Source organism: Bacteroides hominis (assembly GCF_033042785.2).
Taxonomy (GTDB): Bacteria; Bacteroidota; Bacteroidia; order Bacteroidales; family Bacteroidaceae; genus Bacteroides; species Bacteroides hominis.
In genome coordinates this window covers 3,643,857-3,669,475 of the sequence record NZ_CP178829.1, presented here as the reverse complement: position 1 = coordinate 3,669,475, position 25,619 = coordinate 3,643,857, and the positions used below count along the sequence as shown (strand labels likewise).

Genomic DNA, 25,619 nt, shown 5'->3' with positions numbered 1-25,619 from the left:
TTTAACCTTTCTTTTTTTCCCTTTTTTCGGCCTGTTTGCGACCTTTGGGATTTATTTTTCTGCCTCCAAAAGGTGGCGGACACAATCTGACAAGGCTGATGCGGAAAAATACGCTCGACAGACGGAGAGGAAGATTTTTGCGGCTCACTCGCGGCGGAACGCCGGCATTGGCAAGATTGGAGCAGCCTATTACCTTTGCGGGAAAATAAGTCCACGAGAGGTCGCACGGCAGCAGCAAAACGATAATAAATGACAATCAAATAGAAAGGGATGAATAAAACTGTAAAACAGGGGTGTTAAAACAGGGTAACGGACAATCGGAACGGATTGCCCGTACTATAATCGGAGGAAGGTGAACTATAAAGGGAGGTGGAATCGGGTGGATTGGCCCATCTCTTGATAATTGCAGACTATTACTCTCAGAATGACGACTATATTAAATGTCGTAAAAAAATGCAACGGACTATTTTTTTTGTATCATGAGCGTATTATTCAGCAAATTAGTTGTATCTTTGTAATCGCATAGATTTTTTTGAAATGAAAACAGCTATACAGATTGCTAAAATAAGAGCAGTGGTACTCTACATCATGCAGAGTTTCACTCAAGGAGTGGACTATATAAAGTTATTTAAAATACTTTATTTTGCCCAACAGGACCATCTTGTCAAATATGGCAAAGTGATTGTCGAAGACTCTTTCAGAGCATTGAAGCATGGCCCGGTGCCAGCCTATACCTACAAGGCACTGCAAATTGCAGAAGGCAAACCCTTGGATGGGAATTTTGACGAGTTCCTTTCAGACATAGAGGTTCGTGACAAGAAGGTATATACTTCTGCCGTACCCGATATGGACTATATATCAGGTGCCAACAAACGTTGTCTTGACGCTGCTATCGCTAAATATAAGGATACAGACCCTTATGACTTGTCCGATTTGTCGCATGACTCGGCATGGGAAGAAGCGATGACACGCATTCAGGATGATCCTCAAAAAAACTTCATTACCATTATAGATATAGCCCGGGCAGGAAAAGCTACCAAGGACATGGTAGATTATATCCGAGAAAAGCAGATTGTCAAGAACGCTTTATCTTAAATCAAATGGACGACAAAACCGGTGCATTGGAAAAGCTGAAAGCTATAATGGCCAAAGCTGAGCAAGTAGATATGTCATCAGTCAAAATTGGTGACATTATTTATGTCCCCTTGGACGAAGAGGACGGACTGATACTAAAAGACGGATATAAAGACCGCAATAAATATATTGTTATTATCGGCTTTACTCCGGAAGGTGTCGCTATCGGTGCCTTACTGATAAATTCGGAAATAGATTCTTCCAAGAGGTCGGAAGAGCTACTGGACTGCCAATATCCTTTGATGGTTCGGAACTATCGTGATATTCTGGACTATGACAGTTGGCTGGATTGTTCCGATATATTCGAACTTTCAAAATTAAAAATCACGGAAAAGAACGGTAAACTGAAAGGTTGCCTGATTTCCGAAGACAGGGAACGGGTAATGCAGTTTCTAAGAGAGACAGAGGTGTTCGATAATGCAACTAAAAGACGTTATGGCATTATTAAATAATGGCGTTAAATCATAGGGAATGGATAGAATATGTTTAGATACCAGAATTTCAAGGAAAGAATCGTTTCTATTGGCAAATGACGGTTTGTATTTAGGCAGATTGTCGTTGAACACATCTACTCCTGATTCCATATCCAACAACGAGAATATATACGGTAGTCACTTTTCAAGTATATCTTTCAAGAATCGGTATTCCATATATGGAAGTCCCAGTTCATCATTAAGTCCATACAATCCGAATACATTAACCCCACCAGTTATTTATTTAAGAGGTGAGAAAATCGGTTGTTTGAGTAAAAATGTGAATCTTACAAATCGTGTAGATCCGGGCGTGCTTAATGACTGGATGATAAGTCAGCGATTATTTGATTAGTTTTCCATACAGAAAAATACATAAGTCTCCAATCGTAAATTGGGAACTTATGTATTTAGTGGGGCAAATGCTGATGCTGTCCTATAAAACGACTGGAGTTATCGTTGTAAGTGATAACTTCTTCAGACATCATTAATCTCTACTTTCCAATCTTATACATATTATCACGGGAGTCAAACCGCACACCGCAAAAAATGTAGTCAGGTGTACGCACTGCCCTTGCCGTGTATATATCCTTGCAGTTGCATTCTTCAAGGTATCCTGCCAAACTATCCACCATAATAGCGCAACTTAACTCCGCTGTTTGATGCTTGAACCGCCTGCCGTTTATTTCGACTAACACATAAGGGGTAAAAAAATCAAACGGGCTATTGCTTTCGGGGGATAAGATGCCGATGTCTATCAGTCTGACAGGATTTAACTTTTCGTCCTTTGCCTTGTCGTTGTCCTTTTCAATTTGTTCACGTAGCAAGCGGAGGTAGCAATCTTTCTTCGCTTCAAAAGTATGTATCGACTTAATCCACTCACGAATCCGTTTCTTAAAGTATGCCATACTATTGGAAACAAAGAGCGTTATCCGTCCGTCTATGACAAAACCGTAATCGGTCATACCACTCCATTTACCCATACATTTATGTCGTACAGGCTCCCATGTCTTGCCTCCTACAAGGGCAACAAATTCATCTACTGCTGCTTTCTCTTTCCTTTTCATTGTATATAGTTTTTAAAATACAGGAATAGTTGCTTTCTCAATCAAAACGTTGTCGGCATAATACTCAATCGCCCCCGTCGTAACACCAATATCCTGACAAACTGTTCTGAGATAGTTTTGATAGTCGTTTCCAGAAAAGTTCTTACCACATAAGTTTTTGAAAATCATCGGAATGGATATATCGTCTGTACTCGATAGTATCACTTTGCCATTCTGCCTAATCTCTGTTTTCATAATGTTATTTTTGTTTTTATTGTTACTATTTCCCTTTGTTCAACCTGTTTGCGACCTTTGGGATTTATTTTTCTGCCTCCAAAAGGTGGCGGAAACAATCTGACAAGGCTGATGCGGGAAAATACGCTCGACAGACGGAGAGGAAGATTTTTGCGGCTCACTCGCGGCGGAACGCCGGCATTGGCAAGATTGGAGCAGCCTATTACCTTTGCGGGAAAATAAGTCCACGAGAGGTCGCACGGCAGCAGCAAAACGATAATAAATGACAATCAAATAGAAAGGGATGAATAAAACTGTAAAACAGGGGTGTTAAAACAGGGTAACGGACAACCAGAACGGATTGCCCGTACTATATCGGAGGAAGGTGAACTATAAAGGGAGGTGGAATCGGATGGATTGGCCCATCTCTTGATAATTGCAGAATGACGACTGTATTAAATCATAGGGAATGAGTAAGTCTTTTTGATAAGGCAGAATGCAGTTCGGAACAGGCAACCAGAAAAACAATGTTTTTTGTTTGCTTATCCGCCAATATTTCGTTATCTTTGTCAAAATGAAGACAGCAGACGGTACTTTCGGGTACGGTTATTGTCGTGACATGGAAGATTCATACTCAGCTTGGAAACAGGCGGAGATTGATATATATATATTATACGTTCACTGAACGTCTTGGAATAGAAAACTGACACTTATCAAAAAGACAAGATGTATAGCAAAATATTCATACTGTATGTTTATACAGCAAGGGTTTGCTTATCTGCCTTTTAGGTATGGCAGTACCTCTATTCCGGAATAGCGTGGGTTCATGCTGTCCTTTAGGGTGCAAGGTGGACATAATTCTTAAAAACACATTGAATATGAAACAGATTTCCTTGCACGTGTACCAGTCCATCGACGGTTGTCCGACTCCTTCGGACAAGCATTTTGATGCGGCTGTGGATGCCTCCAGTTGTGTGCTGATTGACGAAGAAACTTACCTGCGTATTTATATGAACCATTTGGGTTGGCCGATTACGGCGAAAGAGACTTTGGTTGTGACGAACGGCGGCATCGACCTGACGGAGAATGAACGAGTGAAGTTTATCCAAGGAGATGCAGTGGCAGAACTGAGACAGATGAAGGAAAACGGCGACGGTATGGTGGTGGCTTACGGTGAGGAAATCGGGGCTTTACTCTTGGATAACGGGCTGGCGGACGAAATCACAGTGACAACCGTTCCGGTACTAATCGGCGGCGGCGAAAAGGCATTGGAATGCGGATTGAATGACGGCAGAGCTTGGATTGTGCGGTCAAATAAGGTGCTGGTGGACGGAAAAATGAGGACGGTGTACGGGAAGGTCTAATATGACAAATAGATATTATAGCAAAAGTGCAGCAACCAATTGCTGCACTTTTATTATAAAAGACGTGCCCTAAACATGCTAAATAGGCGAAAAGTAAGGCAAGTATATTACTTTTTAAGCCGAATACTAAAAAAGGTAGAGAAAGATATAAGGAGGATGGAGCCTCCGAAGATATAAAAATACAGCAACACCAACTAAACCGGCACATAGGTAAAGCCGGGCAATACATCAGAACTAATAGCGTACTTTGCCATATCACGCTATGGCTGACAAAACAGCCTTTACATGAATGGCAAAGGAGTCACCGCTACGGCTCGGAATATGCAAAAACAAGATGGCTGTTATACGATTGAGCTGCCATAGAGATTTAGAACTTTTAGTCCATTCGCTGTAGCCTTACGATAAGTATAAAACGTACCACCCTTGGGGTTTCCGTCATACCAGGCAATAAGAGACGAACTGTGAAAAACCATATAGTCGTTGCGTCGAAGCAAACAGCCATGGTAGTAGTGTTCGCTCAGGATGATAACATCATCCGAGTTACAGAGAATAGTATCATACCGGGCTTTCATCGCATCGTTCCACCGCTCGGATTGTCCGCGATACGGTACTACGGCAATAACTTGCAGACCTGACAATTCAGACTGCAACGCAAGAGCAACTTCTGCCGCCAGCATATCAAACCCCATGGCACAACCACAGTAAAAATGACGATAACCTCCAGCGTATGCCTTGGTTATCGCTGCCTTTAATTGCAGCTTCAGTTGCTTCCTGTATAGGAATGGAATATTGCGGTGTCCACTGAAGCAAACGGACACTGCCTTATCATACTTTGTCTGGGTCATATTATTTCACTTTGTAATGGGTTCTTGCGAGGAATATACCTCCGAGTACATTAGCACCAAGGCTTTCAAGCTGATTGGCATAGGTAGCATAACTCAGCCCTTTGGTTATCACATCATCAAAGACTACCACAGACCTGCCGTTGAAAAAAGCCGAATCAAACTCAATGACGTTTACCTTACGGACTTCTTTCTCTGCCTTACGGTTTTCGTGAATGGTTAGCCTCTCACCACTCACTGATACATGGTCATAACCATTGATAGCTCCCGTCAGTTCGCATACTCTTTGGCAGAATGCTTTGTAACGTATCTCGTTCTTCTTATCGGTGGATGCCGGTACGGGAGAAAATACAATGTTAGTACATGATGTTCCATAACGTTCGGTCATGTTGGCTGCCGTGCGTTGAGCAACCTCTTCGTATGCCCGTCCATCCTTGAAATCAAAGACTAACTTGCGGTCTGCTATCTCACGCTCACTCACATTGCGTATGCGTGCAGGAAAATACTTACAGAACCATGCCTGTGGCTTGTCCAACTGTTTTTGAAGTTCTATGTCTATCGTCTTTGCCATAACTCTGATAATTTTTCTTTTTCCCTCTTTTTGAAGGCTGTTCAGCCTGCTGAGGGATATTTTCTGCCATCAACTGCCGCCCAAGAATACCGATAAGACAAAACGGGGACAAGAAATACGCTCTGACGTGTCAGAGGAAGATTTTTCGTTCCAGCGATAGTGGCGATTTGATGTTTGGTAAAAGGCGGCTTACTTTGCGGAAAATATGACTACAGCAGAGCTAACCGACAAACAGAATATGCTTTCTTACTACAGGCGGTTGTCATATAGACATGTAGAATAGGTGCAAGATTTATAAAAGGAATGGGTGGGCAGTGGAGCGTCTGTGGCTTGCCGGTCCAAACTTCCCGATGAAGTGACCGTACAACTTAGTCTCAAATCTGGCGAAGCGTAAGCCTTGGCAGTTTGTGACCGAGGTGTACGGTCTTTTCATGTTTGGCTTCCGTAAAGAGTCTTTCACTCACCCCATAGCAGCTCTGCTGCCATAAGGTGAGTGAATGTCTCTTGCGGACAAGTCCTGTGACGCTCCGCTGATGGTGTGGGGCGAAGCTATAAAAACAAACAGACGGCATTGCCGGTTACAAAAGAACAGATAGCAGAGGTCGCTGCAAGGACAACAGATTGGCTTGATTGACACTTGTGGCAAATGTGCCATCGTCCTTGCTTTGCCCCAAAGACGGGTACACAGCATATAGCAGACTTGTATGCCATTTGCCGTGTACCGGTCAGGGCGAACATCTTCTATAAAAGTTGAGCATGTACAATTAAAAGAGGAAATTGTATGGGTAAGACTTTATGATATAAAAGTGATATGGCTTATAAATTATCGGTGCTATTTTAGATTAGTGCCACGATTTTGCTAACTTTGCAAGTGAGTGAAAACGAATTTGATATAAATAATGAAGCCACAACCCCCATATCCGATTATGTCGAAATACACCGTAATGTTGTAAATAACCAGATTGAAACGGGCTGCTTCATTCAAATAAAAATACGATGAATGCAAGACTATTGTTCATACTCCTGCTTTTCACAATTGGGGCATTGTGGTATATTATCGGCTACTGGCGACGAAAAGCAGGAGAAGCGGCATTCGCCGCCGCACGGTTGACCGAAAAGAGCGAGGAACGTGAACGTTACTGTCGTCTGGCGGTAATGGCCGGTCATCGGGAAGCCTGCCGTATGTTCTGTCTCTTGCATCCCGAACGGTTTGATGGCCATTCTCCCCATAAGCCGTTCAAGTTACGAGGCATCCGAATCTCCTTTTACGGATATTACTATCCGTCACGATACAATGCGCTACTCAATGATGAACAGAGGGCTTTCTGCCATTCCATCTACCAGTTCAAACAAGGAGATATACACGGAATCGAGTTCTTTAAAACGTGTATGAATGCCTTGCAACTGAAAAAGAGACCTTACCATATAATGTTCATGCCGTGTAGCAACTGGATAAAATACGGTCAACGGTTCAAACGGCTCGACTGGTACATCGGAAAGCACCGACAGGATTTAACTTCAGGACTGTACGACGTTGATATTTGCGATGCACGAGAAAGCCTGCATGAGGCCAAAGGTGGAGAGAAGCGTATCCTCGAACGAAACTACCTCATTACTGGAAAAATCAAAGGGAAAGAGATTATCATCATAGATGATGTGCTGACAACCGGGCAAAGCGTGGTGGATTACAAGGAAGAGATAGAACGGTGCGGTGGCAAAGTAGTGGCGGCTATCTTCTATGGCAAGACGCTCTCCATGCCTTCGATGCTCCTTGTACAAATACACGTCTGGGGCAACCATATTGCCCATATTATTGAACGGATGACAAAGTAACCGGAACGTTTTCAGCCCTTTTCACTTCTCTTTTACAAACCTGCCAATGCTGATATACACTCCTGCCGGATGGATTGGATATAATCGAATATAAGCGAGGGGCTGATACTCCTGCCATTGAGTTTGCAGGTGATATGCAGGTGTTCGCCGGTGCTGCGTCCTGTGGAGCCGGTAATGCCAACCACATCACGAGGATGAACTATTGCCCCTTTGACGATAAGAATTTTAGAGAGATGACAATAACTGACGGTGTACCTACCATGCCGCAAGGTTACATACTTGCCGGAAGTCTTGTCCTGTCCGACCTTCACGACCACACCCTCCATCATGGCCATCACCTTGTCGCCACGTGCGCGCAAGTCCAGTCCGCCATGAAATTTACTCTTTCCCGTAAACGGGTCCTTACGGTAGCCATAAGGCGAAGTGACCTTGATATAACGTAACGGGTAACTTACACTCAAGTAACGATCCATCCACTTTTTCTTATCCATATCTGCGGATACCGGGATACCTGTTGAAACTTCCTGTACGGAAATCTCGATTTCGGATGCCGGTTCCGCTTGGTCTAACCCCATATCCAATACCTCCATCTTGTAGCGTGTTGGGGTAACGGCAACGGTATTGAATTGTGCTTTGGCTGGCGTGATACATAATGAGACACCCGTCATCATCAATAATAAAATCTTTCTCATGGCAGCAAAGTTAGCACGCTCTTCTTATGGTCTGTCCATTGCCGACTGTTTTTTCTCCAAATATAATTATTTAATCAATTTTGAATATGATTATTTGCGAAAAATCATATTCAAAACATTAAAAATACCACTTTATAATCACTTATAAAGAAATGTTTTAGTCATCAGATAAGAAATCGCTCTATATTTGCTGAGTATAATTTTATAACATCATTCAGAATATGAAAAAAGAACAATTTGAGTTCAACGAACTGCCTTATCCGACATTGGCCCGCTTTGGGCTTACCCAAGAAATGATTGAAGATTTGCCCCTGTGTATCCTGAAAGAAATCGGGAAAGGCGGCTACTCGCCGGTACTGCCCATGCGTGTCACTAACGAGAATGGCGAAGTAATCGAGAGTCGCAGTCGGTTTGCCTTTATCCGTATGGATAGCGGCGAGGTGGATGTGGTCTTTTATCCCACACTGAAGTCGTCACCACTGGAATGCTACAACGAGGAGCAGCAAAAACAGTTGCTTGACGGCAAATCCATCATTGCAGACGTGGCTATGGCGGACGGACGACGCAGTAAAGCTTTCGTGCAAATCGACGAGGAAACAAAACAGGTGATGTATGTTCCGACACCCATCATCGCCCGTAACCTGAAAGTGCTGGCAGAGGTAATGCACTTAGGTACAGTAGAAGTAAACGGAATGCAGCATGGTGAGCCTCTGACGGTGGCAGTGGATGGCGAACCTGTCACGGTAGGCATCGACCTTCACAACAAGACAGGCATCCGTTTCTGCGCAGGTGACGCGCAGAAATGGAAAGAGCAACCCAAGCGTGAATGGGATAAGTACACCTTCGGTTGCTACGGTTGCTGGGTGATGGATGATGACGGCAATCTCGACTACGTTCCAGAGGAGGAATACACCGAAGAACTGTGGAACGAACAGAAGAAAATCGGTGAGCGTAACCGAGCGGCAGGTATTCACAAATAAGACCTATTTAATATAAGCGTATGGCACAACAGAAATATTATCCCGAAGAGATTCTCGTCGAGAAGATGCAGAGCGGCGAATACGGCTGGCTCGATTACATCAACCATTTTTCTGCCGAGTGGCAGGAGGAGTACGCCCATTACTGTGAGGAAAAAGGACTCACGGTCTGCGAAGATTCTGCCGCCGGGTTTGTCCGTTTCAAAGACGAACAATTGGAAGCGGCTATGAAATACGGCAACGCATAACAAGTAACCATCATAACATCAGACTATGACGATACGAACAAATACTAATCCTCGGCAGATGGACTTGCAACCCGAAATGCGCAATCTACTGATGCGTAACGGACTTCAAGCCCATGTCGCATTTGACGGAGGCGGCTACCGGCTGATTGTGCAAGGGCATGATTCACCGTTATTGGTCTATCCTATAACAGAACGACAGATGTTGGCTCTGACGGACTGGGGAACGAATACGGCCAACAAGAAAGCCTACAACATACTCACGAGTATCATAGGAAAAGACTTCTATATGCCGAAAAATTTCGTCCATGCCCGCAATGCCAACGGTCGCGTGGCGATGGGGCTACATGGCTACCGCATCGGTATCGGTGAGTACGGACACATGGGGCGACTGGGTATGCCCCCTCCATTCCTTGGTTGGACACCACGCGAACAGTGGGGTTTCCACCTACGCAGAGTTGGTGGGCAGCTTTTCTTTCCGGGGCCATCCATCGTACCCGAACGCCCAGACGGGCGCATGAAGCCCGGCGAACTGCAATCGGGTGGCTACGGCTTTTACTACAAAGGCGGTCAACAGGAGCAACCCATTGTACAGCAAGATGTATTGAAGAACTTGCAGGAGGTCATTACACCGCTTGTCAGCCGTCCGCGCAGCAAGGAACCGGCACAAGCATACAAGGAGTTGATTGCTTCACCAGTCTATTTTTCCAACGAGAAATGGTCGGAGTGCCTTACTTCGCACGGTCTTATCGTGGATATGGAACGGAGGACACTGACCGTACAATCGGAAAGTGTCAATGCCGATATGGTCTATGACCTGACGGAAGAAGAAGTGAAAAAACTGGCTACCGCATCCATCGAGGAACAACCTGTAGAGAAACGGTTGGATCTGCTGAACGGCATTATCGGAGCGGACTTTGCCGATAAAGTAACGATGGAACAGCTCAACAGCGAACAACGCATCAGTATCGGCCTGCATCCCGAAGTGCGGCATGAACTGGAAGAACGGCAGCGGCAGGAACAAGAATTATTCATGCAGCAAGAAACTCCGATGCGGCAGGAATACATACAGGGCAGTATCGGTGCGGCCGTGGACGGGCGTGACCTGCAACTACTCAACGAAAGCAAAGGCTGGTATCGTGAGGAGAAACATGGCCGGGAAGTAGAGGTCAGTGACATTGCCGTGCAACCGGCACAGACGGAGGGTAAATACAAGATGTCCGCTGTTATTGACGGACAGGTCATCAGCCACGAAATCAGCCAGAAAGACTACGACAAGTTTCTTGCTGTGGATGATTACCACCGGATGAAACTTTTTTCGAAGATTTTCAACGAGGTGGATATGAAGACACGTCCTGAAGCGAACAAGGGGCTTGGCGTGAAGATATTCGCTGCCCTTACCGCCGGTGCTGTGGTGGCATCGGAAGTCGCACATGGCTTCCATCACCACCACTCTCCGGAGTTCTATGGCGAACGTTTCAGCGGACCGCCACATCCATACTTCAAGCCCGGCGTAGATACACCGAGAGATGTGGCCATCCGTAATTTCGAGGCACAGATGAATCAAGATATTAATGAAATGAGAAGAGGGAGGTAAACCTATGAGAGACGGAGACCTTACATACGATGACTTTCTGCAACGACTAAACATCCAGGACGTATTGATTGACGCAGGGTATCACCTGAACCGTCGTGACGGTCTGCGCTATCCCTCGTATGTTCGTTTGGACAGCGACGGCAGACGTATCCGTGGTGACAAATTTATTGTGACACAACAAGGAAAATGTTGTTTCCACGCACAACAACAGAAAGTTTATAACATCATTTCCTTCATCAAGGAGCATCCGCACTTTTTCACGGAGTACCATGCGGGTATGTCTCCGGACAGACTGGTGAATCTTGTCTGTAACAGATTACTGAACATTCCTGTCACTGAACGGAAAACCCGAATAGTGAACCCTAAACGAGATGTAAAGCCATTTGACATAGCGGATTACGACATTCATAAGTTCAATCCGCAGAATCGGGAAACGCAGAAAAAATTTTATCCTTATTTTAAAAGCCGAGGTATCGACCTTTATACACAATATGCCTTCCATCGGCATTTTTATCTGGCTACGAAACATCGGGAGGACGGTGCGACCTACACGAACCTGTCCTTTCCACTAACCCTGCCCAAAGGCGACGGAGCGATTGTGGGACTTGAAGAACGAGGACGTGCCCGTATGGACGGGAGCGGCAGCTACAAAGGCAAAGCCGCAGGGAGCAATTCAAGCGAGGGACTGTGGATTGCCAGCCCTGCCCGCACTTCTCTCACCTCCGCCAAACATATCTATTGGTTCGAAAGTGCTTATGATGCGATGGCATATTACCAACTTCATCAGGCACAGAACAAGGATCTGCGAAAGGCGGTATTCATCTCTACCGGAGGGGCACCGAGCCAGCAGCAATTCATAGGAGCGATAAAAGCAACTCCCCATGCCTCACATCATCTTTGCTTCGATCATGACCGTGCCGGACAAGTCTATGCTATCCACTTTGCTCTCACTCATGCAGGCTGGAACTTCTCCACCTGTCTGTCACAAACCGGCAGACTGATTGTACAGAACAACAGCGAAGACTATTCACAGTATGAAATAGAACTTGAACCATTCAATTTTGAAAAGATTACAGCCATTCTGGGTATAAATGATGCAAAACAAAATTTGAAGAATGGGGAGCGTGACGACATGGGAATTGGTGACGGCTATCTACAGGAAATGAGAATGGTTTGTATGGATGAGTACGAAATGGCTCGTGACGAAGGTTCTGCCAGTGAGGAAGAATTAGAGAAAATGAGAAGCAATCTGGAAGCCATCGAAAAAGCGATTGATGCTTCCATTTCCGGTCCGGAAGCTACAGGATGCATCTTGTATGAATCTGCCGCAGAGGGTTATAAGGATTGGAACGACCAGCTACTCGGCAAACGGATAAAACCAGAGAAGGACAACCTTGACGATTGGGAGATCAGCGGTAAAGCCACGCTGAATCATGCCTTGTCCGATTTGCCCGAAGTCAATCCGGAACATATCCGAAACGGATTATACGACGAAGCGGACCATGAGGCTGTGCGAAAGCGTCTTGAACGTGCGGACAGAGTAATATTCTCCTTTGAAACCAATGACCAAGGAATGTCAGATAAGGGTTTTCAGGAAATGTACAAGATACGGGAAGAACTTGCCCGGTTGGAAGTGGATATAACCAATTCTCTTTCCGGAATGAGAGAAGACTTTCATTCCCGTTTTCACCGATAATCCATAAAACCTATGCAGAGAACTTGTCACAAAACCATTGTCATCCATCCACATACCGGGCAATTTGTCATCAACGAGCTGCCCACTCTCGTGCTGTGCGGCACTGTATGGGTGTACGGAGGCATGGAAGGGCTGCCATTGACAGCTATTGCCACAGTAATTGCCTTGATACTCTCGTTACTGTTACTCTACCGTTATCTCTACCTGCGGCGAATCCGTTATTGCATCGGCACGGAACAACTTGTCAGTGAATACGGTATTATCCGTCGCAAAGTGGATTATATGGAGCTATATCGTATCGTGGATTTTCAAGAGCACCAAAGCCTGCTGCAACAATTTTGTGGGCTGAAAACCGTACGTATCCTTTCAATGGACAGAAACACGCCCCGTCTTGACATGATCGGTATCTTCCATAGGGACGACCTCGTGTCAATTATCCGTGAACGGGTAGAAACTAACAAACGAAAAAAGGGAATATATGAAATCACGAATCATTAGTCTGGGGCTGGTTGCCTCGCTGGTATGCCTGCTTCCACAGGTGGCAGAAGCCCAAATTGCGGCTTCCAATCCGTTGGAATGGACTGCATTGGCCGAAGGTAACGAACTGATAAACGGGCAGATTGAAAAACAAATAAAGGGACAGACACAAACAGCCTTGCTCCAAAACAGCATCGCTACCGAGTTCAACCAAATCCACAAGTGGGAGAAGCAGTACAACAGTTACCTCAAGACAGCAAGCGGTTACGCTTCATCACTGAAAGCCTGTACGCATCTCTACAATGACGGTGTGCGGATTTTCCTCACGCTGGGGAAATTAGGCAAGGCCATCCAAAACAATCCGCAGGGCATTGTGGCCAGTATGAACATGAACAACCTCTATATAGAAACAGCAACGGAACTTGTCTCTGTTTTTACATTGCTGAATGACGCTGTGGCCAAAGGTAGCAACGAAAACATGCTTACGGGGGCAGAACGCAGCAAGACGCTATGGGCGTTGAACGACCAACTATCGGATTTTAGCCGGAAGTTACATCTGCTCTATTTGAGCATACGGTACTATACTTTCAATGATGTGTGGAACAACGTAACGGCAGGAATGCTTGACCGTGACAACGGTGAGGCAGCTCGTATGGCTCTGTCCCATTGGCACAGGGCGGCAGCTCTTGTCCGATAAAATATATCAGTTATGAAATGGACAATTTGGATAAGTATATTACTGCTGTGTCTTACCGGTATCGGTGAGGTACAAGCGCAGAATGACCCTGTACTGGCCGGAATGATTGCAGTATATACCGAAAAGGCAGAGAAGGAGCTGAAGAATCAGGAAAAGGTCATGCTGATGCAGACCACCGGACATATTTGGACAAAAGAAGAAGTGCAGGCGACAACAGACCTGCAACGAGAGTTTAATAACTATCTAAACTCTTTCCGGTCAATAGTCTGCTATGCGGCGCAAACTTATGGGTTCTATTATGAGGTATCGAGGCTGACAGACAATATGGGCGACTTCACCAAACAATTGAAGCGAAGTCCAGCCAATACGCTTGCCGTAGCCCTATCCACACAGCGCAACAAGATTTATAGGGAACTGATGATGAACAGCGTGGAAATTGTGAACGATATACGCACAGCGTGCCTTTCGGAGAACAAGATGACGGAAAAAGAGCGTATGGAAATTGTCTTTGGCATCCGTCCAAAGCTCAAAACAATGAACACAAAGCTGCAACGACTGACCAAAGCGGTAAAGTACACGACAATGGGCGACATTTGGCGGGAAATCGACGAGGGTGCACATCCCGAAGCCGATAAACGTAGTATCGTGGACGCAGCCAAGCGACGTTGGCGACAGATTGGAAAGAATGTAAGACCTTAAAAATGTAATGATATGGGAATTTGGGATTCAATATTAAAATATGGCGGCAAAGCAGCAAAAGCTACCGGAAGAAGTATGGGACATGCTGCACTGCATCCTTCACAAACCTTACGGGGCACAGGACAAGCCGTCAAGACCGCAGCCATCGGCGGTGCAGTCGGTTATGTGGGTTGGGAGAAACTAACCACAGATAAGAGCGTGGTACATATCGTAAGCGATGCGGTCATAGGGAAATCGGCTACGGATACCCTTGCAGATGCAGCGGACGGTGTGCGAGAACTGACAAGCAAAGCCGGAGAAGCAGTCGGTTCCGTCAGCGGTACGGTAGCCGGCATAGACTCAAAACTGGGTGGAGTATCGAATTTTCTACGGCAAGTCTCCAATGGCGGAGTTTCCGATATGTTCGGTAACTTTTTCCGTAATCTCGGACAGGGTAACGTGTCGGGATTGAGTATAGCGGGACTGGTCGCAGCAGCATTTCTTATATTCGGACGCTTCGGCTGGCTGGGCAAGATTGCCGGTGCATTTCTCGGCATGATGCTTATCGGTAACAATGCCGGTATTTTCCGCACACCTGATACGAGAAGCATACAACGAATACAGACACCCGCTCTTCCCGTTGAAGAACAGACGAATAGCGGGGGGATGAAAAGATAAGAATAAGAATCAAATATAATCACATAATGAAATATACAGAAGAAATGATCCTGCAATCCGAAAGTGGATACTGTATGCCTTTTGAAGAACGGAAGGGCAAGGATGTGAAACTATCGCTCGGCTACGGCGAACAAACCGATCCGACAACGGGCAAAACATATTTTCATCATGGCATCGACTTCGATGTACGGTGCTACACGCTGGCGGCTGTCGCCAGCGGTATCGTGTCAGGTATAGGCAATGACCCTATACTCGGCATCTGCCAAACTATACGCTATGGGGAGTATGAAGTGACCTATGGGCATTTGTCAAATGTCTTCGCCCAGTTCGGACAGCGTGTCAAGGCCGGACAGACTGTAGCTTTAAGCGGTGACAAGCTGCATATCGGGATACGCTTCAAGGGTGAGGAACTGAATCCGCTGGAATTTCTAACCATGCTGTATGGGAATATCCAAGCATTGTGTCATGCTGATGGAGGCGAAGCGGCAACATCTCCCAACATGGAGATGGCACTGACCACCGATTACGAGCAGGACAGACAGGAAATAGAGGAATTGATGCTACGTTTCCTGCCCTACTACATGGAAGACTTACAGCGTGGTGCATACCGACTTCCTCCACATACGGAGCAGTCACTCCGCCATGTCTTTACAATGGGAGCAGTCAAAGAATATTTCTATGAAAATATGCCAAGTATATCCAACCCACTCGGACTGGGACATAAAGCAATGCCGCTTGCTTGTAAGGTGCAGAACCTACTCATTGCGGACTTCCTGCATTACCTTGCCCTACGGCATGGCGTGTACTTATCGACGATGGGCGATGATGTAAAAAAAAACTCTACGACGAAGCCCTGACCCATAGTGGTATCATTGACCCACTGGCAGAATTAGACATAGACATCCAGAGCTTTGACATACCGAGAGCAGTCACGGTATATCCTGATCGGGCCGGTGTGCGCTGGTGGACAAAAGCATGGTTCAATAACCGGGAAGAGGGCGAAGCATCGGTGGAGATTGAGCGAGAACAAGCGATACGCTTCATTCACGACAACATCGAGAAGGATGTATGGCTGGAAGAGTTTTATCCCAAACAGATGGAAATTTACCACAACGCCATCGAGCAGACAAAAGAGCAATTATTAATGAATAGAATAGGATAAACATATAATACACTATGGACGGAATCAAGCATAGCGGACGGTTTGCAGAAATGGAACGCCTCGTGAACGACTATTTCAACTGCCATATCGCACCCATCATGTCAAAAACGCGGACTGACCTCATACGGAATCAGGGAGAGGAAATGAAAGAATATTCCACCTCTTTAGGTGGTATTCTCAGTATGATGGCATCTTCGGCACAACCAATGAGCGACCCCTATCAAGCACTCAAGGTCACAGGCGAATGGAACTCCAAAACAACAGAGGACTATATCGAGATGTGCAAGACGGAGATTACCGGTTCCGAGGAAATGCAGCAAGACCTTGCGTATATGGCCGGGCAGTGGCGGGATACCGTCGTGCAGGAAATCGGAAGGGCACGTTACAATGAGTTGTCAGAACAGCTCGGTTGTGACCTCGCCTATGCCTATATGGACCACCGGATAGAGGAACTGATGATTGACCGGTTGGTGAAAGAACGTATGCCCAAGTCTTCCGCTGACTACATCATCCGAAAGGCTGCCGAATCGAGTCTGCTGGGATTATCGCAGACGTTAAGCCGTTCACCGCTGACCGATGAAATAGAGGCACGAGGCGAAGCAGCTTACCGCCCGAACAGATGGGAAAAAGGTACGGGATGGATGTTGGGTACAGCCGCAGATACCCTGATGATGGGTGGTACTGGTTCATGGACGGCACTGGCAAAGTTTACCGGTGCAGATGTGGCTATTGCAGCCATCACCAATCATTTTGAAGGCAAGAAGCCTGATACCCTTTCAGTAGAACAGTGCATCAGTAAAGGAGTGTTCGGCAGAGACAGAAACGTATTCGACGATTTTCGCAAAGAGGCAGCCCAAATACAAATCAAAGAGAACACGGCGATTGGTACAGACAACAAGCAACTGAAAAAGAAAATCCCTGTCATGGACTTTGGCTTCATGGAATGGACACAAAACCAGAATAGCGGTTTATTGTGGCCGAATGTACAGAGCAAGGAAGAACAGAAATATGAGGAACGGTACAAGGATGTGCCGATTGTTGTTGCTCCCGGACAGGAAGAAGCCTACTTGCAGTCTTTGGAACAATGTGACAAAGCGAAAATGGTCAGGACAGAACAGGATGAAATTATGAAAGAAGAGAAGCATGAAACTGTTGTTCCTGCCAATGATGCGGAACAACATGTACAAACGATACAAAGTGCGCAAGTAGCACAGGGAAACGGAAACGGTTGGGGCGGACTGCTTGGTATGCTGGGACTGGATGGCATAGGTAATATCACAGGCAATCTCGGTTATGTAATGGCCATGCTCCCTGATGTTCTACTGGGAATATTCACAGGCAAGACAGAATCATTGCATTTGGAAGACAATATGTTACCGATAGCGAGCATTGTGGCGGGTATGTTTGTGCGTAACCCGTTGCTGAAAATGCTCCTGATAGGCCTGGGAGGTATGAACTTGTTGAATAAGGCAGGACACGAAGCCTTGAAAGAACGAACAGAGGGAAAACTGAACGTAACAAATGAGAACAATGTGCAGTACCGACGCTATACAAATGAAACTCTGAACCCACGTATAGTAAACCCTGTATTGCAAGATAGTACGTTGATTGCCACGATAGACCGAGTACCGTGTACCATCCAGTTGTCACCGATTGTAGCAGAAGCCTACCGTACCGGGGCATTGCCTTTGAACACGCTGGCAAATGCTGTCCTTGCCAAGAACGACCAGCTTCGCCAGGCTGCCGCACGGAATTATGAGGACGGAAAACTGGAAACCATCGTGCGCCCACGGGGTATTCAATAATCCTATAATCAAATAAACGATATGAAAGAAAAATCGCAAATCGAAAAGAAAGCCGAGGAAAAACAAATCACCTTGCTTTCTACGGCTTTGAGTGAAGCCTCGAATGCCGGTGGACACTGGCTCAACGCATCAGGAAAGGGATACCCGCGCCTCTATCCAAAGGGTGTTTCTGTCAGCGCATTCAATGCACTATTCATGACGCTGCATTCTGATAAAAATGGATGCAAAACCAACCAGTTCACGCTATTCAGCGATGCCAAGGCACAAGGAGCCTCGGTGCGTGAGAATGAACAAGGCGTTCCATTTTTGTTTTATAATTGGAACAAGTACGTTCACCGCAATAATCCAGAACAGGTTATCAGTCGTGATGACTACATGAAACTGTATGAAGAGGAACAAAAATTATATAAAGGTGTACATAACCGTGAAATTCGCACTTTGTTCAACATTGACCAGACGACACTACCCTACGTGGATAAGGAGCGATACGAAACGACGTTGCGGCGGTATGGAAGTGCAGTGGAAAGAGGATATACGGAAGCTGACAACCGACGGTTGCATATTCAATTCAACGACTTCCTACTGAGGATGCGAGACAACCTTGTGCCTGTTCGTTTGGATGGAAGCGGTGTACCCCACTACGAAACAGATAAGGATGCGGTCTATATGCCGCGACAAAGAGAGTTCAGACATTATCACGACTATATACAGGAAGCCTTGCGGCAAATCGTGAGTGCTACCGGACACCAACAACGGTTAGCGCGTGAAGGTATGGTGATGAAGAACGGTGTGGCTCCTTCGGAGGATGCTGTCAGACAGGAACGGTTGGTAGTGGAACTGGCTTCAGGGATTAAAATGTTGGAACTGGGGTTGCCAGCACGGTTGTCTGAAGAAAGTCTGAAGACAGTGGAATACTGGTGCCGGGAGCTGAAAGAGAACCCGAACTTGATGGACGCTCTCGAAAGTGACGTGAACAATGCCATCGAAGTAATCAATAAAGCGGAACGGGGCGAGAAAATCGAATACGCCACCATGCGCAACCGGCGAGACACTTCAACCATGCAGGAGCAAATGCCCAAACATTATTTTGTGTCGAACGAGATTCGGCAGCATCCGGATAAAGAAACGAAAAAAATTGTGCTTGTTATTGATCCACAGGCAAAAACCGCAGATGTAATTCTTCCAGCAGGGGCTTCTACAGAGGTAGATAACGAGATACCGGGAATGAACAAGGGACGTATCATGCGAGCGTTGCAGAAAGATGGAATCGAGCAGGTACGCTTCTACAATACGGATGGTGCATTAGGTTATCGACCCGATGACAGTTATTTTGCCGAGAAGATGATTATGCTGGCCCGGCTGAAGAACTGGGCGATGGAGAAGCTCTCCACACTGGACGTGGCGTCAGCGGTCAAACAGGCGAATGAGATCGGATTTGACCACGTAGAGATGATTCAAGATGATAAGAAACGATGGGCACTTTATATCAAACCCGAAAATAAGAGCGGATATAGCATCTATCCTGATAAAGAAGATATAAACCGCTTCTTTTCAACACTCAAGCAAGCGATGGATAACATCGGTAAGGTTCGGATGGAACTGGCGCACAAGTATTATGCGCTGGCCGAGGTCAAACCTGACCTGAAGGTGGATTTGTTCAGCAGCGAAATGCCGGAAATAGACTTGAACCGTATCCAGCGTGTTTCGGTTTTCAAAACCAAACAAGACGGCATACAATGCGTCGCAACTATTGATGGGCAGAAACAGCCTGCCCGAAGTGTCACTCCACAACAGTGGCAGCGGATGTGGATAGCGGAAGAGCGTGACAGCTACAAACGTCATTTGGCAGCTACCTTATTCGCAGACGTACTACAAAAAGGACAATCGCAGGAGGCACACACCGGAGAGAAACAACAGAAAGAAGCAGAGTTGTGGCCGATAGAAACGGTAGCGCAGGAACGGACGGAATCAGACAACAAGGGTATTTCACCGGAACGGCAGTTGTGGGACAAACTTAAAGCGAATCATCCCGATGCCTTGCAACTGCTTCGCACGAAAGATGGTTATCGGCTCTATAACGAAGATGCGGTACAGGGTGCAAAGATATTGGGCATAACCCTAAAAGAGTATCCAGAAGGGGACATTACGGCTTCAACGGAATTTTCAACGGAGCAGCTCGACAACTATCTGTCTAAGCTCGTCCGTGCCGGGGCACGGGTTGCTATAAGTGACATGGAGGAACAAGAAACACACAGAGGTTTTCATAGATAAGAAGTAAGGAAATGAGCAAGAACCAACAATACGCAATGAAATATGCAGAGTATGCTATGGAGCAGATGCGCCGGTACGGAATCCCCGCATCCGTGACGTTGGCACAAGGCATACTGGAAAGTTCCAACGGGCAAAGCCGTTTGGCGCAGAACGAGAACAATCATTTTGGCATCAAGGCTACGCCTGCATGGATTGCCGAAGGAGGAAGGTATGGTATATATACTGACGATAAGCCGAATGAGAAGTTTTGCAGTTATGACAGTGTGGGTGATTCATACGAACACCACTCCCGTTTTTTAAAAGAAAACAGCCGCTATGCCCAATGTTTTGCACTTTCGCCCGACGATTACAAGGGTTGGACACAAAATATCGAACAGGCCGGTTATGCCACAGGCGGAGAATATGCCGAGAGTCTGCAACGGATTATAGAGCAAAATGGCTTACAGCAGTATGACAAACTGGTGATGCAGGAAATGGAGACACAGGGTAAGCGGTTCGGTACGGAACATAATCCTCTCCGAACGTCTGAAAATTCAGAGTATGGTGCGGAGTACTCATTCCCGGTAGAGCGTGAAGAGTTTCTTTTTGTTACCTCGCCTTTCGGTATGCGGCAAGATCCGATGGACAACACGAAACAACAGATGCATAAGGGAATTGATATCCGTTGCAATGGCGATGCGGTACTGGCTACTGAGAACAACGGGAAGGTGGTGGCTGTGAATCAGAATAAGAACACGCCCGGTGGGAAATCGCTGACTGTGGAATATACCCGAACGGATGGCAGCAAGGTACAATGTACTTATATGCACCTTAAGGAGGTTACTGTAAAGGTCGGTGATGTAGTAAAAGCCGGTGGGAAGCTCGGCACATCGGGCAACACAGGTACACGTACAACGGGCGAACATCTACATTTCGGCGTGACAAACTTCTATGCAGACGGAACAAAGCGTGACATCGACCCTGCGGCTTATCTGACTGAAATCGCACAGAAAGGTAATATCAAATTGGAAGTGTTGCACAACGGGAACAGCCTGCTCACCCGATATAAAGGAACAGAAGAGAATGCCGCTGGCAAAAACCTTTCGCCCGACGGATGGATGAAGAAGTTGCTTTCGTCAGAGGATAGCGGTGTGGGAATGTCAGGATGCAATGACCCTATAGTAGAGATGGCGATGACAGCCTTTAGTTCCCTTATGCTATTGGCCGTACAAATCGACAACAAGAACGAGGAGGAGCAAAAGACTGCCATATCCAAACAAATGGATAGTGGACGCATCAATCTGAAATCATTATTACCGGGCATGAAAAACTGCGAACTGGCAATCAGTGAAAATGGAAAGGCTATTCTGCGAGTGAACAATGGAGAACTGCGCATGTCACGTGAGTTGACTACTGCGGAGTTAAGCCGTCTGTCGGCAACACTGAATAACAATACTCTCACAGAAGAAGCCAAAAGGATACGTGTAACCGGTATGCTGAATACGGTTATCCTCTCGGAAGCGGCTTCACAGAATTTTGAACAAGGGATGTCCCAACAGCAGGGACAGACAGAGAACCTAAAAAGATAGAAGCGTGGCGATATGGTAAAATGCGTGATGATACAGCTATGCAGATGTCTGTTCGGACTGTCCTACCTTGCCTTGTATGTCCTGCTCTGCTACCAACTCTTCGGCTGGGTAGCAACGCTCATTATCGTGAGCGTTCAACTGTTCCTTGCCGGATGGCTGATCTGGGCAATGATACGAGCACCCGATTAAGAGCAATGATTTAGCAGTTCAACAACAAATCATGGCAACACAGTTGTCGGGTGATTATGTATCACATTAAAAGACAATAGAAATGATAAAATGTAATGTTACGGTATGTGGCGTTATCGGACGTGATGCGTCGATACGCACCAATAAGGAAGGGAAAACGTTCCTGGTTTTTCCTCTTCGAGTAATGATCCCTGACACTGACGGGAAGACTATGCCTATTGAGGTGGATGTCAGCAAAGATACTGCCGGAAAGGAGGTTTCCAAATATCGAAATGGTTCCCGCATCGAGGTTTCGGGGACAATGTATCTCAAACACCGTGGTGACAAACTTTATTTCAATCTTTTTATTAACGAAATTCGTACAGCTACGGCAGATGCGAAAGATACGGTCAAGGGCGAATTAGTATTTCGAGGTAAGGTCGGGCAGCATATCGAGGAAAAAAGGGATAAGAAAGACCAGCCTTACACAATGTTTTCGGCATTCAGTACGGAGAAAGTAGAGGATGGCTTTGAATACCAATGGGTACGTTTTTTCTGTTTTGGCAAAGAACGCGAAGCATGGTTACAGCCGGGCGTGCGAGTGGATGCCAAAGGTGAAATATCCCTTTCGGCATATAACGGAAAGCTGAATGTTTCATGCAAAGTGGAAGAACTTGTACAGTATGTAGCAGATTCGTCTAATTCCAATCAGTAAAGGATATGGCCGGATATAAAAAACAGCACACGGACGGGCCGAACAGCGAAGATAAAGCATTAGACCTCTTCGCTGAAATGATGATTGAGAAAATCGAGAGTATCCGTAAGGATTGGAGAAAGCCATGGTTCACGGAAGGAGCGTTACAATGGCCCTGCAATCTTTCCGGACGCGAGTATAATGGTATGAATGCCATTATGTTGCTTATACATTGTGAAAAGGAAGGTTACAAGATTCCGCGCTTCTGCACTTTTGAGTGTGTACAACGGCTCAACAAATCCGATAAGGACAATCAGGAGAAACCTCGTGTTTCTGTACTTCGTGGAGAGAAATCATTCCCAATCATGCTGACTACATTCACCTGCATACACAAGGATTCTGGTGAGAAGATTAAGTATGATGACTACAAAAAACTATCTGATAACGAGAAGAAGGAATACAATGTTTATCCTAAGATGCAGGTATTCCGAGTCTTTAACGTGGCACAGACCAACTTGCAGGAGGCAAGACCGGAGCTGTGGCAAAAACTCGAAAAGGAGTATTCGCTACCGAATATTGAGAACGGAGAGTATTTCAGCTTCGCTCCCGTCGATGCGCTGATAAAGGACAATCTGTGGATTTGTCCGATCAAACCACAGCATCAGGATAACGCTTACTACTCTATATCGAGAAATGAAATCGTTGTGCCGGAAAAGGAACAGTTCAAATCTGGAGAGGCGTTCTATGGAACACTATTCCATGAGATGACACACTCGACCGGTGCGGAAGGAGTTCTCGACCGTATCAAGCCGACAACTTTCGGCTCGGCAGAGTATGCGCGCGAAGAATTGGTAGCCGAGTTAGGCAGCGCATTGGTTGCCCAACGTTACGGCATGACGAAACATATAAAAGAGGACAGTTGTGCCTACCTCAAAGGATGGCTCGACAAATTGAAGGAATCGCCACAATTCATCAAGACAACTCTGTTGGATGTGAAAAGAGCGGCTTCTCTGATTACCCAAAAGGTGGATAAGATTGCACTGGAATTGGAGCAGAACATTGATGAAGAGCAAACAGTAGCACCGAAAGAAAAAGTGTATTATTCTTCCGTGGCCTATCTTCAGCTTACCGATGACACGATGCGGTTGGACGCATTCAAGGATAAGGGGGACTACGAAGGACTGCTGACTCTCGCCAAGGAGTATTATGACGGTAACGGCATTAACGAAGAATATACTTATTCTTCTCCCATACAGAACCGAGGAGACAATCTTTTGATTGAGGACAAGGATTTTGCTGTGGTGTACAATGGGAGTGTCGGAGGAACTTATGAAGTGATGCTGAAATTCACGGAAAAGGAAGTACGCGACCATATCAGGCGTTATGGTATCGAACATGCTGGAGATACGTTAAAAGGGGTAGCCAAGGAGATGGCTGCGGAACAATTCGCTATCATGACACAACAAAAGATTCCTGCATTTGAAATGCCGAATGGTGATGTGCTGTATGTCAGCTATAATAAAGAATCCGACATGATAGATATCGGGCCAGTTACTAATGCGGGACTTGTCGCACAACATCGTTTCCCATACGACCATAATGCTTCGTTGGATGCCAACCTGCAAACCGTGAACGAAAAGCTGAATAATATGGAGGAATACCGGGAAGAGCTACAAGAAGCAGAGTACAGCGGCGGAATGCGCCGATAAAACGGAAAAAGATGCGGAGCTGTTTGCTCCGTACCTTTTCTTGAATTTATTTTATTACTCTAACAAATTATCTATCATAGACTGTAAATTTGTTATATCGCAATACTGATTATGTCCCCCTCTGTAATCTTTCGCGTGTTGGGCTGTCCGGATTAAGAAAGAATCGAGTTCTATTTTTACACCGCTACCCATTCGGGACAAACCGGAAGAGTGACTGATGTAAACGAATTTACCGTTACGTTCTATGAAACAAGAGGTATTATAATGCCCCTTTAAGTTGAATGTTACTTTTGCGCCAACGGCTGTTGCGTACTTGGAAATCTCACGTACTAAGGCCGTTTGGAAACTGCGGTATTTTTTTGAAACATAGACTCCTGCATCTGCAAGGATTGCGTTCTGCCATTTGGTATAAAAATTCTGTGCCATATTTTTAATATTAATTCTGTAAATAATTCTCCCAATTCTCTTTGTCAATAGTTAATTTGTTCATTTCCCAATCGTATTCCACTTCCGGCATATCAGAATAAGGGAAATACACAGTGTAGCCTATCTGTCCATAAGAACAATGTAGCGGTATAACGCAAATCTCCTGACCACAATAAGGCTGTGGCGTACAATATTTCTTCCAATCAAAACGACCTGCTGCTATATTGCAGCAAAGTAATTTTAGAGTTACTATACCTTTCCAACTCTGAAAATCTTTTTTATAACCTTTTTTCATACTACTAATGTGCTATATTATAATAAACTTCGGGTTCACTTGACACGTTGTAAATCCAGCTTCCGCAACGTACCAATAGAGCATTCTTGCCATAATAGAGTTTCTTCATTCCGGTTATACTTCCTGTTATGTGAAAGTTAGGGAAACGACTGATGTCTATTTTCTGTGCATCGCATCTGTAGAGTGTTTTAGTTCTCATTGCATTTATTTTTTTAAGTTGTTTTTTATTTCCCTCTTCTTGAAGCCTTCCGACTTTACCCAAGAGGTTGTTTCATGTGCATTTTCAACGG

30 protein-coding genes and 1 pseudogene are annotated in these 25,619 nt (G+C 45.7%); 22 read left to right on the top strand and 9 right to left on the bottom strand.

Annotated elements, in window-relative coordinates:
- Positions 1 to 537 precede the first annotated feature (537 nt).
- Genes R3O62_RS15405 through R3O62_RS15395 form a run of 3 tightly spaced genes read left to right on the top strand, consistent with a single transcriptional unit; the run spans position 538 to position 1,959 of the window.
- Positions 538 to 1,095, top strand: a complete 558-nt coding sequence (locus tag R3O62_RS15405) for a Panacea domain-containing protein (RefSeq protein ID WP_004308669.1) — start codon at positions 538 to 540, stop codon at positions 1,093 to 1,095.
- 5 nt (positions 1,096 to 1,100) lie between these two features.
- Positions 1,101 to 1,586, top strand: a complete 486-nt coding sequence (locus R3O62_RS15400) for a hypothetical protein (RefSeq protein WP_004308670.1) — start codon at positions 1,101 to 1,103, stop codon at positions 1,584 to 1,586.
- 19 nt (positions 1,587 to 1,605) lie between these two features.
- A complete protein-coding gene (locus R3O62_RS15395) occupies positions 1,606 to 1,959 on the top strand; it encodes a hypothetical protein (protein WP_117833915.1) in 354 nt (117 codons plus the stop codon).
- Positions 1,960 to 2,098: 139 nt separating this feature from the next.
- Here R3O62_RS15395 and R3O62_RS15390 read toward each other — a convergent pair whose 3' ends face one another.
- Both R3O62_RS15390 and R3O62_RS15385 read right to left on the bottom strand, forming a co-directional pair.
- Entirely contained in the window at positions 2,099 to 2,671 is a 573-nt protein-coding gene (locus R3O62_RS15390; protein ID WP_007218123.1) for a hypothetical protein, read from the bottom strand.
- A gap of 12 nt (positions 2,672 to 2,683) precedes the next feature.
- On the bottom strand, positions 2,684 to 2,905 hold the full coding sequence (locus R3O62_RS15385; RefSeq protein WP_117833916.1) for a DUF7688 family protein: 222 nt from the start codon (positions 2,903 to 2,905) through the stop codon (positions 2,684 to 2,686).
- Between the two features lie 475 nt (positions 2,906 to 3,380).
- Here R3O62_RS15385 and R3O62_RS15380 point away from each other — a divergent pair.
- Positions 3,381 to 3,583 (top strand): annotated as a pseudogene (locus R3O62_RS15380) (hypothetical protein).
- A gap of 179 nt (positions 3,584 to 3,762) precedes the next feature.
- Complete coding sequence (locus R3O62_RS15375) at positions 3,763 to 4,248, top strand: dihydrofolate reductase family protein (RefSeq protein WP_117833917.1); 486 nt, start codon at positions 3,763 to 3,765, stop codon at positions 4,246 to 4,248.
- 341 nt (positions 4,249 to 4,589) lie between these two features.
- Here the strand turns inward: R3O62_RS15375 and R3O62_RS15370 are convergent, their stop codons facing one another.
- The 3 genes from R3O62_RS15370 to R3O62_RS15360 form a co-directional block, all read right to left on the bottom strand.
- On the bottom strand, positions 4,590 to 5,093 hold the full coding sequence (locus tag R3O62_RS15370) for an SLOG family protein (protein ID WP_004313628.1): 504 nt from the start codon (positions 5,091 to 5,093) through the stop codon (positions 4,590 to 4,592).
- Between the two features lies 1 nt (position 5,094).
- Complete coding sequence (locus R3O62_RS15365) at positions 5,095 to 5,661, bottom strand: ribonucleotide-diphosphate reductase subunit alpha (RefSeq protein WP_004323418.1); 567 nt, start codon at positions 5,659 to 5,661, stop codon at positions 5,095 to 5,097.
- 460 nt (positions 5,662 to 6,121) lie between these two features.
- Complete coding sequence (locus R3O62_RS15360) at positions 6,122 to 6,352, bottom strand: hypothetical protein (protein ID WP_009017574.1); 231 nt, start codon at positions 6,350 to 6,352, stop codon at positions 6,122 to 6,124.
- Positions 6,353 to 6,657: 305 nt separating this feature from the next.
- On the opposite strand from R3O62_RS15360, the gene R3O62_RS15355 reads away from it, so the two are divergent.
- A complete protein-coding gene (locus R3O62_RS15355) occupies positions 6,658 to 7,494 on the top strand; it encodes a phosphoribosyltransferase family protein (RefSeq protein ID WP_004308677.1) in 837 nt (278 codons plus the stop codon).
- Between the two features lie 32 nt (positions 7,495 to 7,526).
- Here the strand turns inward: R3O62_RS15355 and R3O62_RS15350 are convergent, their stop codons facing one another.
- Positions 7,527 to 8,186: a M23 family metallopeptidase gene (locus R3O62_RS15350; RefSeq protein ID WP_008640404.1), complete on the bottom strand. Its 660-nt coding sequence runs from the start codon at positions 8,184 to 8,186 to the stop codon at positions 7,527 to 7,529.
- 221 nt (positions 8,187 to 8,407) lie between these two features.
- Here R3O62_RS15350 and R3O62_RS15345 point away from each other — a divergent pair, with 221 nt between their 5' ends.
- From R3O62_RS15345 to R3O62_RS15270, 16 genes are all read left to right on the top strand, one after another.
- Complete coding sequence (locus R3O62_RS15345) at positions 8,408 to 9,166, top strand: DUF4099 domain-containing protein (RefSeq protein ID WP_117833918.1); 759 nt, start codon at positions 8,408 to 8,410, stop codon at positions 9,164 to 9,166.
- A 20-nt stretch (positions 9,167 to 9,186) separates the two neighbouring features.
- A complete protein-coding gene (locus tag R3O62_RS15340; protein WP_005836766.1) occupies positions 9,187 to 9,411 on the top strand; it encodes a hypothetical protein in 225 nt (74 codons plus the stop codon).
- Between the two features lie 25 nt (positions 9,412 to 9,436).
- Complete coding sequence (locus tag R3O62_RS15335) at positions 9,437 to 11,005, top strand: hypothetical protein (protein WP_008659504.1); 1,569 nt, start codon at positions 9,437 to 9,439, stop codon at positions 11,003 to 11,005.
- A gap of 4 nt (positions 11,006 to 11,009) precedes the next feature.
- Positions 11,010 to 12,701, top strand: coding sequence for a toprim domain-containing protein (locus R3O62_RS15330; RefSeq protein WP_004323422.1), 1,692 nt, complete (start codon positions 11,010 to 11,012; stop codon positions 12,699 to 12,701).
- A 12-nt stretch (positions 12,702 to 12,713) separates the two neighbouring features.
- A complete protein-coding gene (locus R3O62_RS15325; protein WP_117833919.1) occupies positions 12,714 to 13,199 on the top strand; it encodes a PH domain-containing protein in 486 nt (161 codons plus the stop codon).
- A complete protein-coding gene (locus R3O62_RS15320; protein WP_004308684.1) occupies positions 13,180 to 13,875 on the top strand; it encodes a hypothetical protein in 696 nt (231 codons plus the stop codon). Before R3O62_RS15325 ends, R3O62_RS15320 begins: the two co-directional genes overlap by 20 nt.
- A gap of 12 nt (positions 13,876 to 13,887) precedes the next feature.
- Positions 13,888 to 14,574 (top strand): hypothetical protein, encoded by a 687-nt coding sequence (locus R3O62_RS15315; RefSeq protein WP_004323423.1) that lies wholly within the window; start codon positions 13,888 to 13,890, stop codon positions 14,572 to 14,574.
- 12 nt (positions 14,575 to 14,586) lie between these two features.
- On the top strand, positions 14,587 to 15,231 hold the full coding sequence (locus R3O62_RS15310; protein WP_004308686.1) for a hypothetical protein: 645 nt from the start codon (positions 14,587 to 14,589) through the stop codon (positions 15,229 to 15,231).
- A 26-nt stretch (positions 15,232 to 15,257) separates the two neighbouring features.
- A complete protein-coding gene (locus R3O62_RS15305; RefSeq protein ID WP_004313633.1) occupies positions 15,258 to 16,088 on the top strand; it encodes a M23 family metallopeptidase in 831 nt (276 codons plus the stop codon).
- Positions 16,089 to 16,111: 23 nt separating this feature from the next.
- Positions 16,112 to 16,393: a hypothetical protein gene (locus R3O62_RS15300; protein WP_009017568.1), complete on the top strand. Its 282-nt coding sequence runs from the start codon at positions 16,112 to 16,114 to the stop codon at positions 16,391 to 16,393.
- Between the two features lie 14 nt (positions 16,394 to 16,407).
- Positions 16,408 to 18,198 carry a hypothetical protein gene (locus R3O62_RS15295; protein WP_008640415.1) on the top strand — a complete coding sequence of 597 codons (1,791 nt, stop codon included), beginning with the start codon at positions 16,408 to 16,410 and terminating at the stop codon, positions 18,196 to 18,198.
- A 21-nt stretch (positions 18,199 to 18,219) separates the two neighbouring features.
- A complete protein-coding gene (locus R3O62_RS15290) occupies positions 18,220 to 20,469 on the top strand; it encodes a zincin-like metallopeptidase domain-containing protein (protein ID WP_065739949.1) in 2,250 nt (749 codons plus the stop codon).
- An 11-nt stretch (positions 20,470 to 20,480) separates the two neighbouring features.
- The gene (locus R3O62_RS15285) at positions 20,481 to 22,037 is read left to right on the top strand and encodes a glucosaminidase domain-containing protein (RefSeq protein ID WP_008640417.1); all 1,557 of its coding nucleotides are present in this window, start codon (positions 20,481 to 20,483) and stop codon (positions 22,035 to 22,037) included.
- A gap of 12 nt (positions 22,038 to 22,049) precedes the next feature.
- Positions 22,050 to 22,226: a hypothetical protein gene (locus R3O62_RS15280; protein ID WP_004313634.1), complete on the top strand. Its 177-nt coding sequence runs from the start codon at positions 22,050 to 22,052 to the stop codon at positions 22,224 to 22,226.
- An 82-nt stretch (positions 22,227 to 22,308) separates the two neighbouring features.
- On the top strand, positions 22,309 to 22,920 hold the full coding sequence (locus tag R3O62_RS15275; protein ID WP_004308698.1) for a hypothetical protein: 612 nt from the start codon (positions 22,309 to 22,311) through the stop codon (positions 22,918 to 22,920).
- 5 nt (positions 22,921 to 22,925) lie between these two features.
- Positions 22,926 to 24,608: a zincin-like metallopeptidase domain-containing protein gene (locus R3O62_RS15270; RefSeq protein ID WP_117833920.1), complete on the top strand. Its 1,683-nt coding sequence runs from the start codon at positions 22,926 to 22,928 to the stop codon at positions 24,606 to 24,608.
- A gap of 54 nt (positions 24,609 to 24,662) precedes the next feature.
- On the opposite strand, the gene R3O62_RS15265 is transcribed toward R3O62_RS15270, so the two are convergent.
- The 3 genes from R3O62_RS15265 to R3O62_RS15255 are packed head-to-tail and all read right to left on the bottom strand — an operon-like array spanning position 24,663 to position 25,528.
- On the bottom strand, positions 24,663 to 25,034 hold the full coding sequence (locus R3O62_RS15265) for a hypothetical protein (RefSeq protein WP_004308703.1): 372 nt from the start codon (positions 25,032 to 25,034) through the stop codon (positions 24,663 to 24,665).
- A 10-nt stretch (positions 25,035 to 25,044) separates the two neighbouring features.
- Positions 25,045 to 25,329 carry a hypothetical protein gene (locus tag R3O62_RS15260; RefSeq protein ID WP_004308705.1) on the bottom strand — a complete coding sequence of 95 codons (285 nt, stop codon included), beginning with the start codon at positions 25,327 to 25,329 and terminating at the stop codon, positions 25,045 to 25,047.
- Between the two features lie 4 nt (positions 25,330 to 25,333).
- Positions 25,334 to 25,528: a hypothetical protein gene (locus R3O62_RS15255; protein WP_004313635.1), complete on the bottom strand. Its 195-nt coding sequence runs from the start codon at positions 25,526 to 25,528 to the stop codon at positions 25,334 to 25,336.
- Between the last annotated feature and the right edge of the window lie 91 nt (positions 25,529 to 25,619).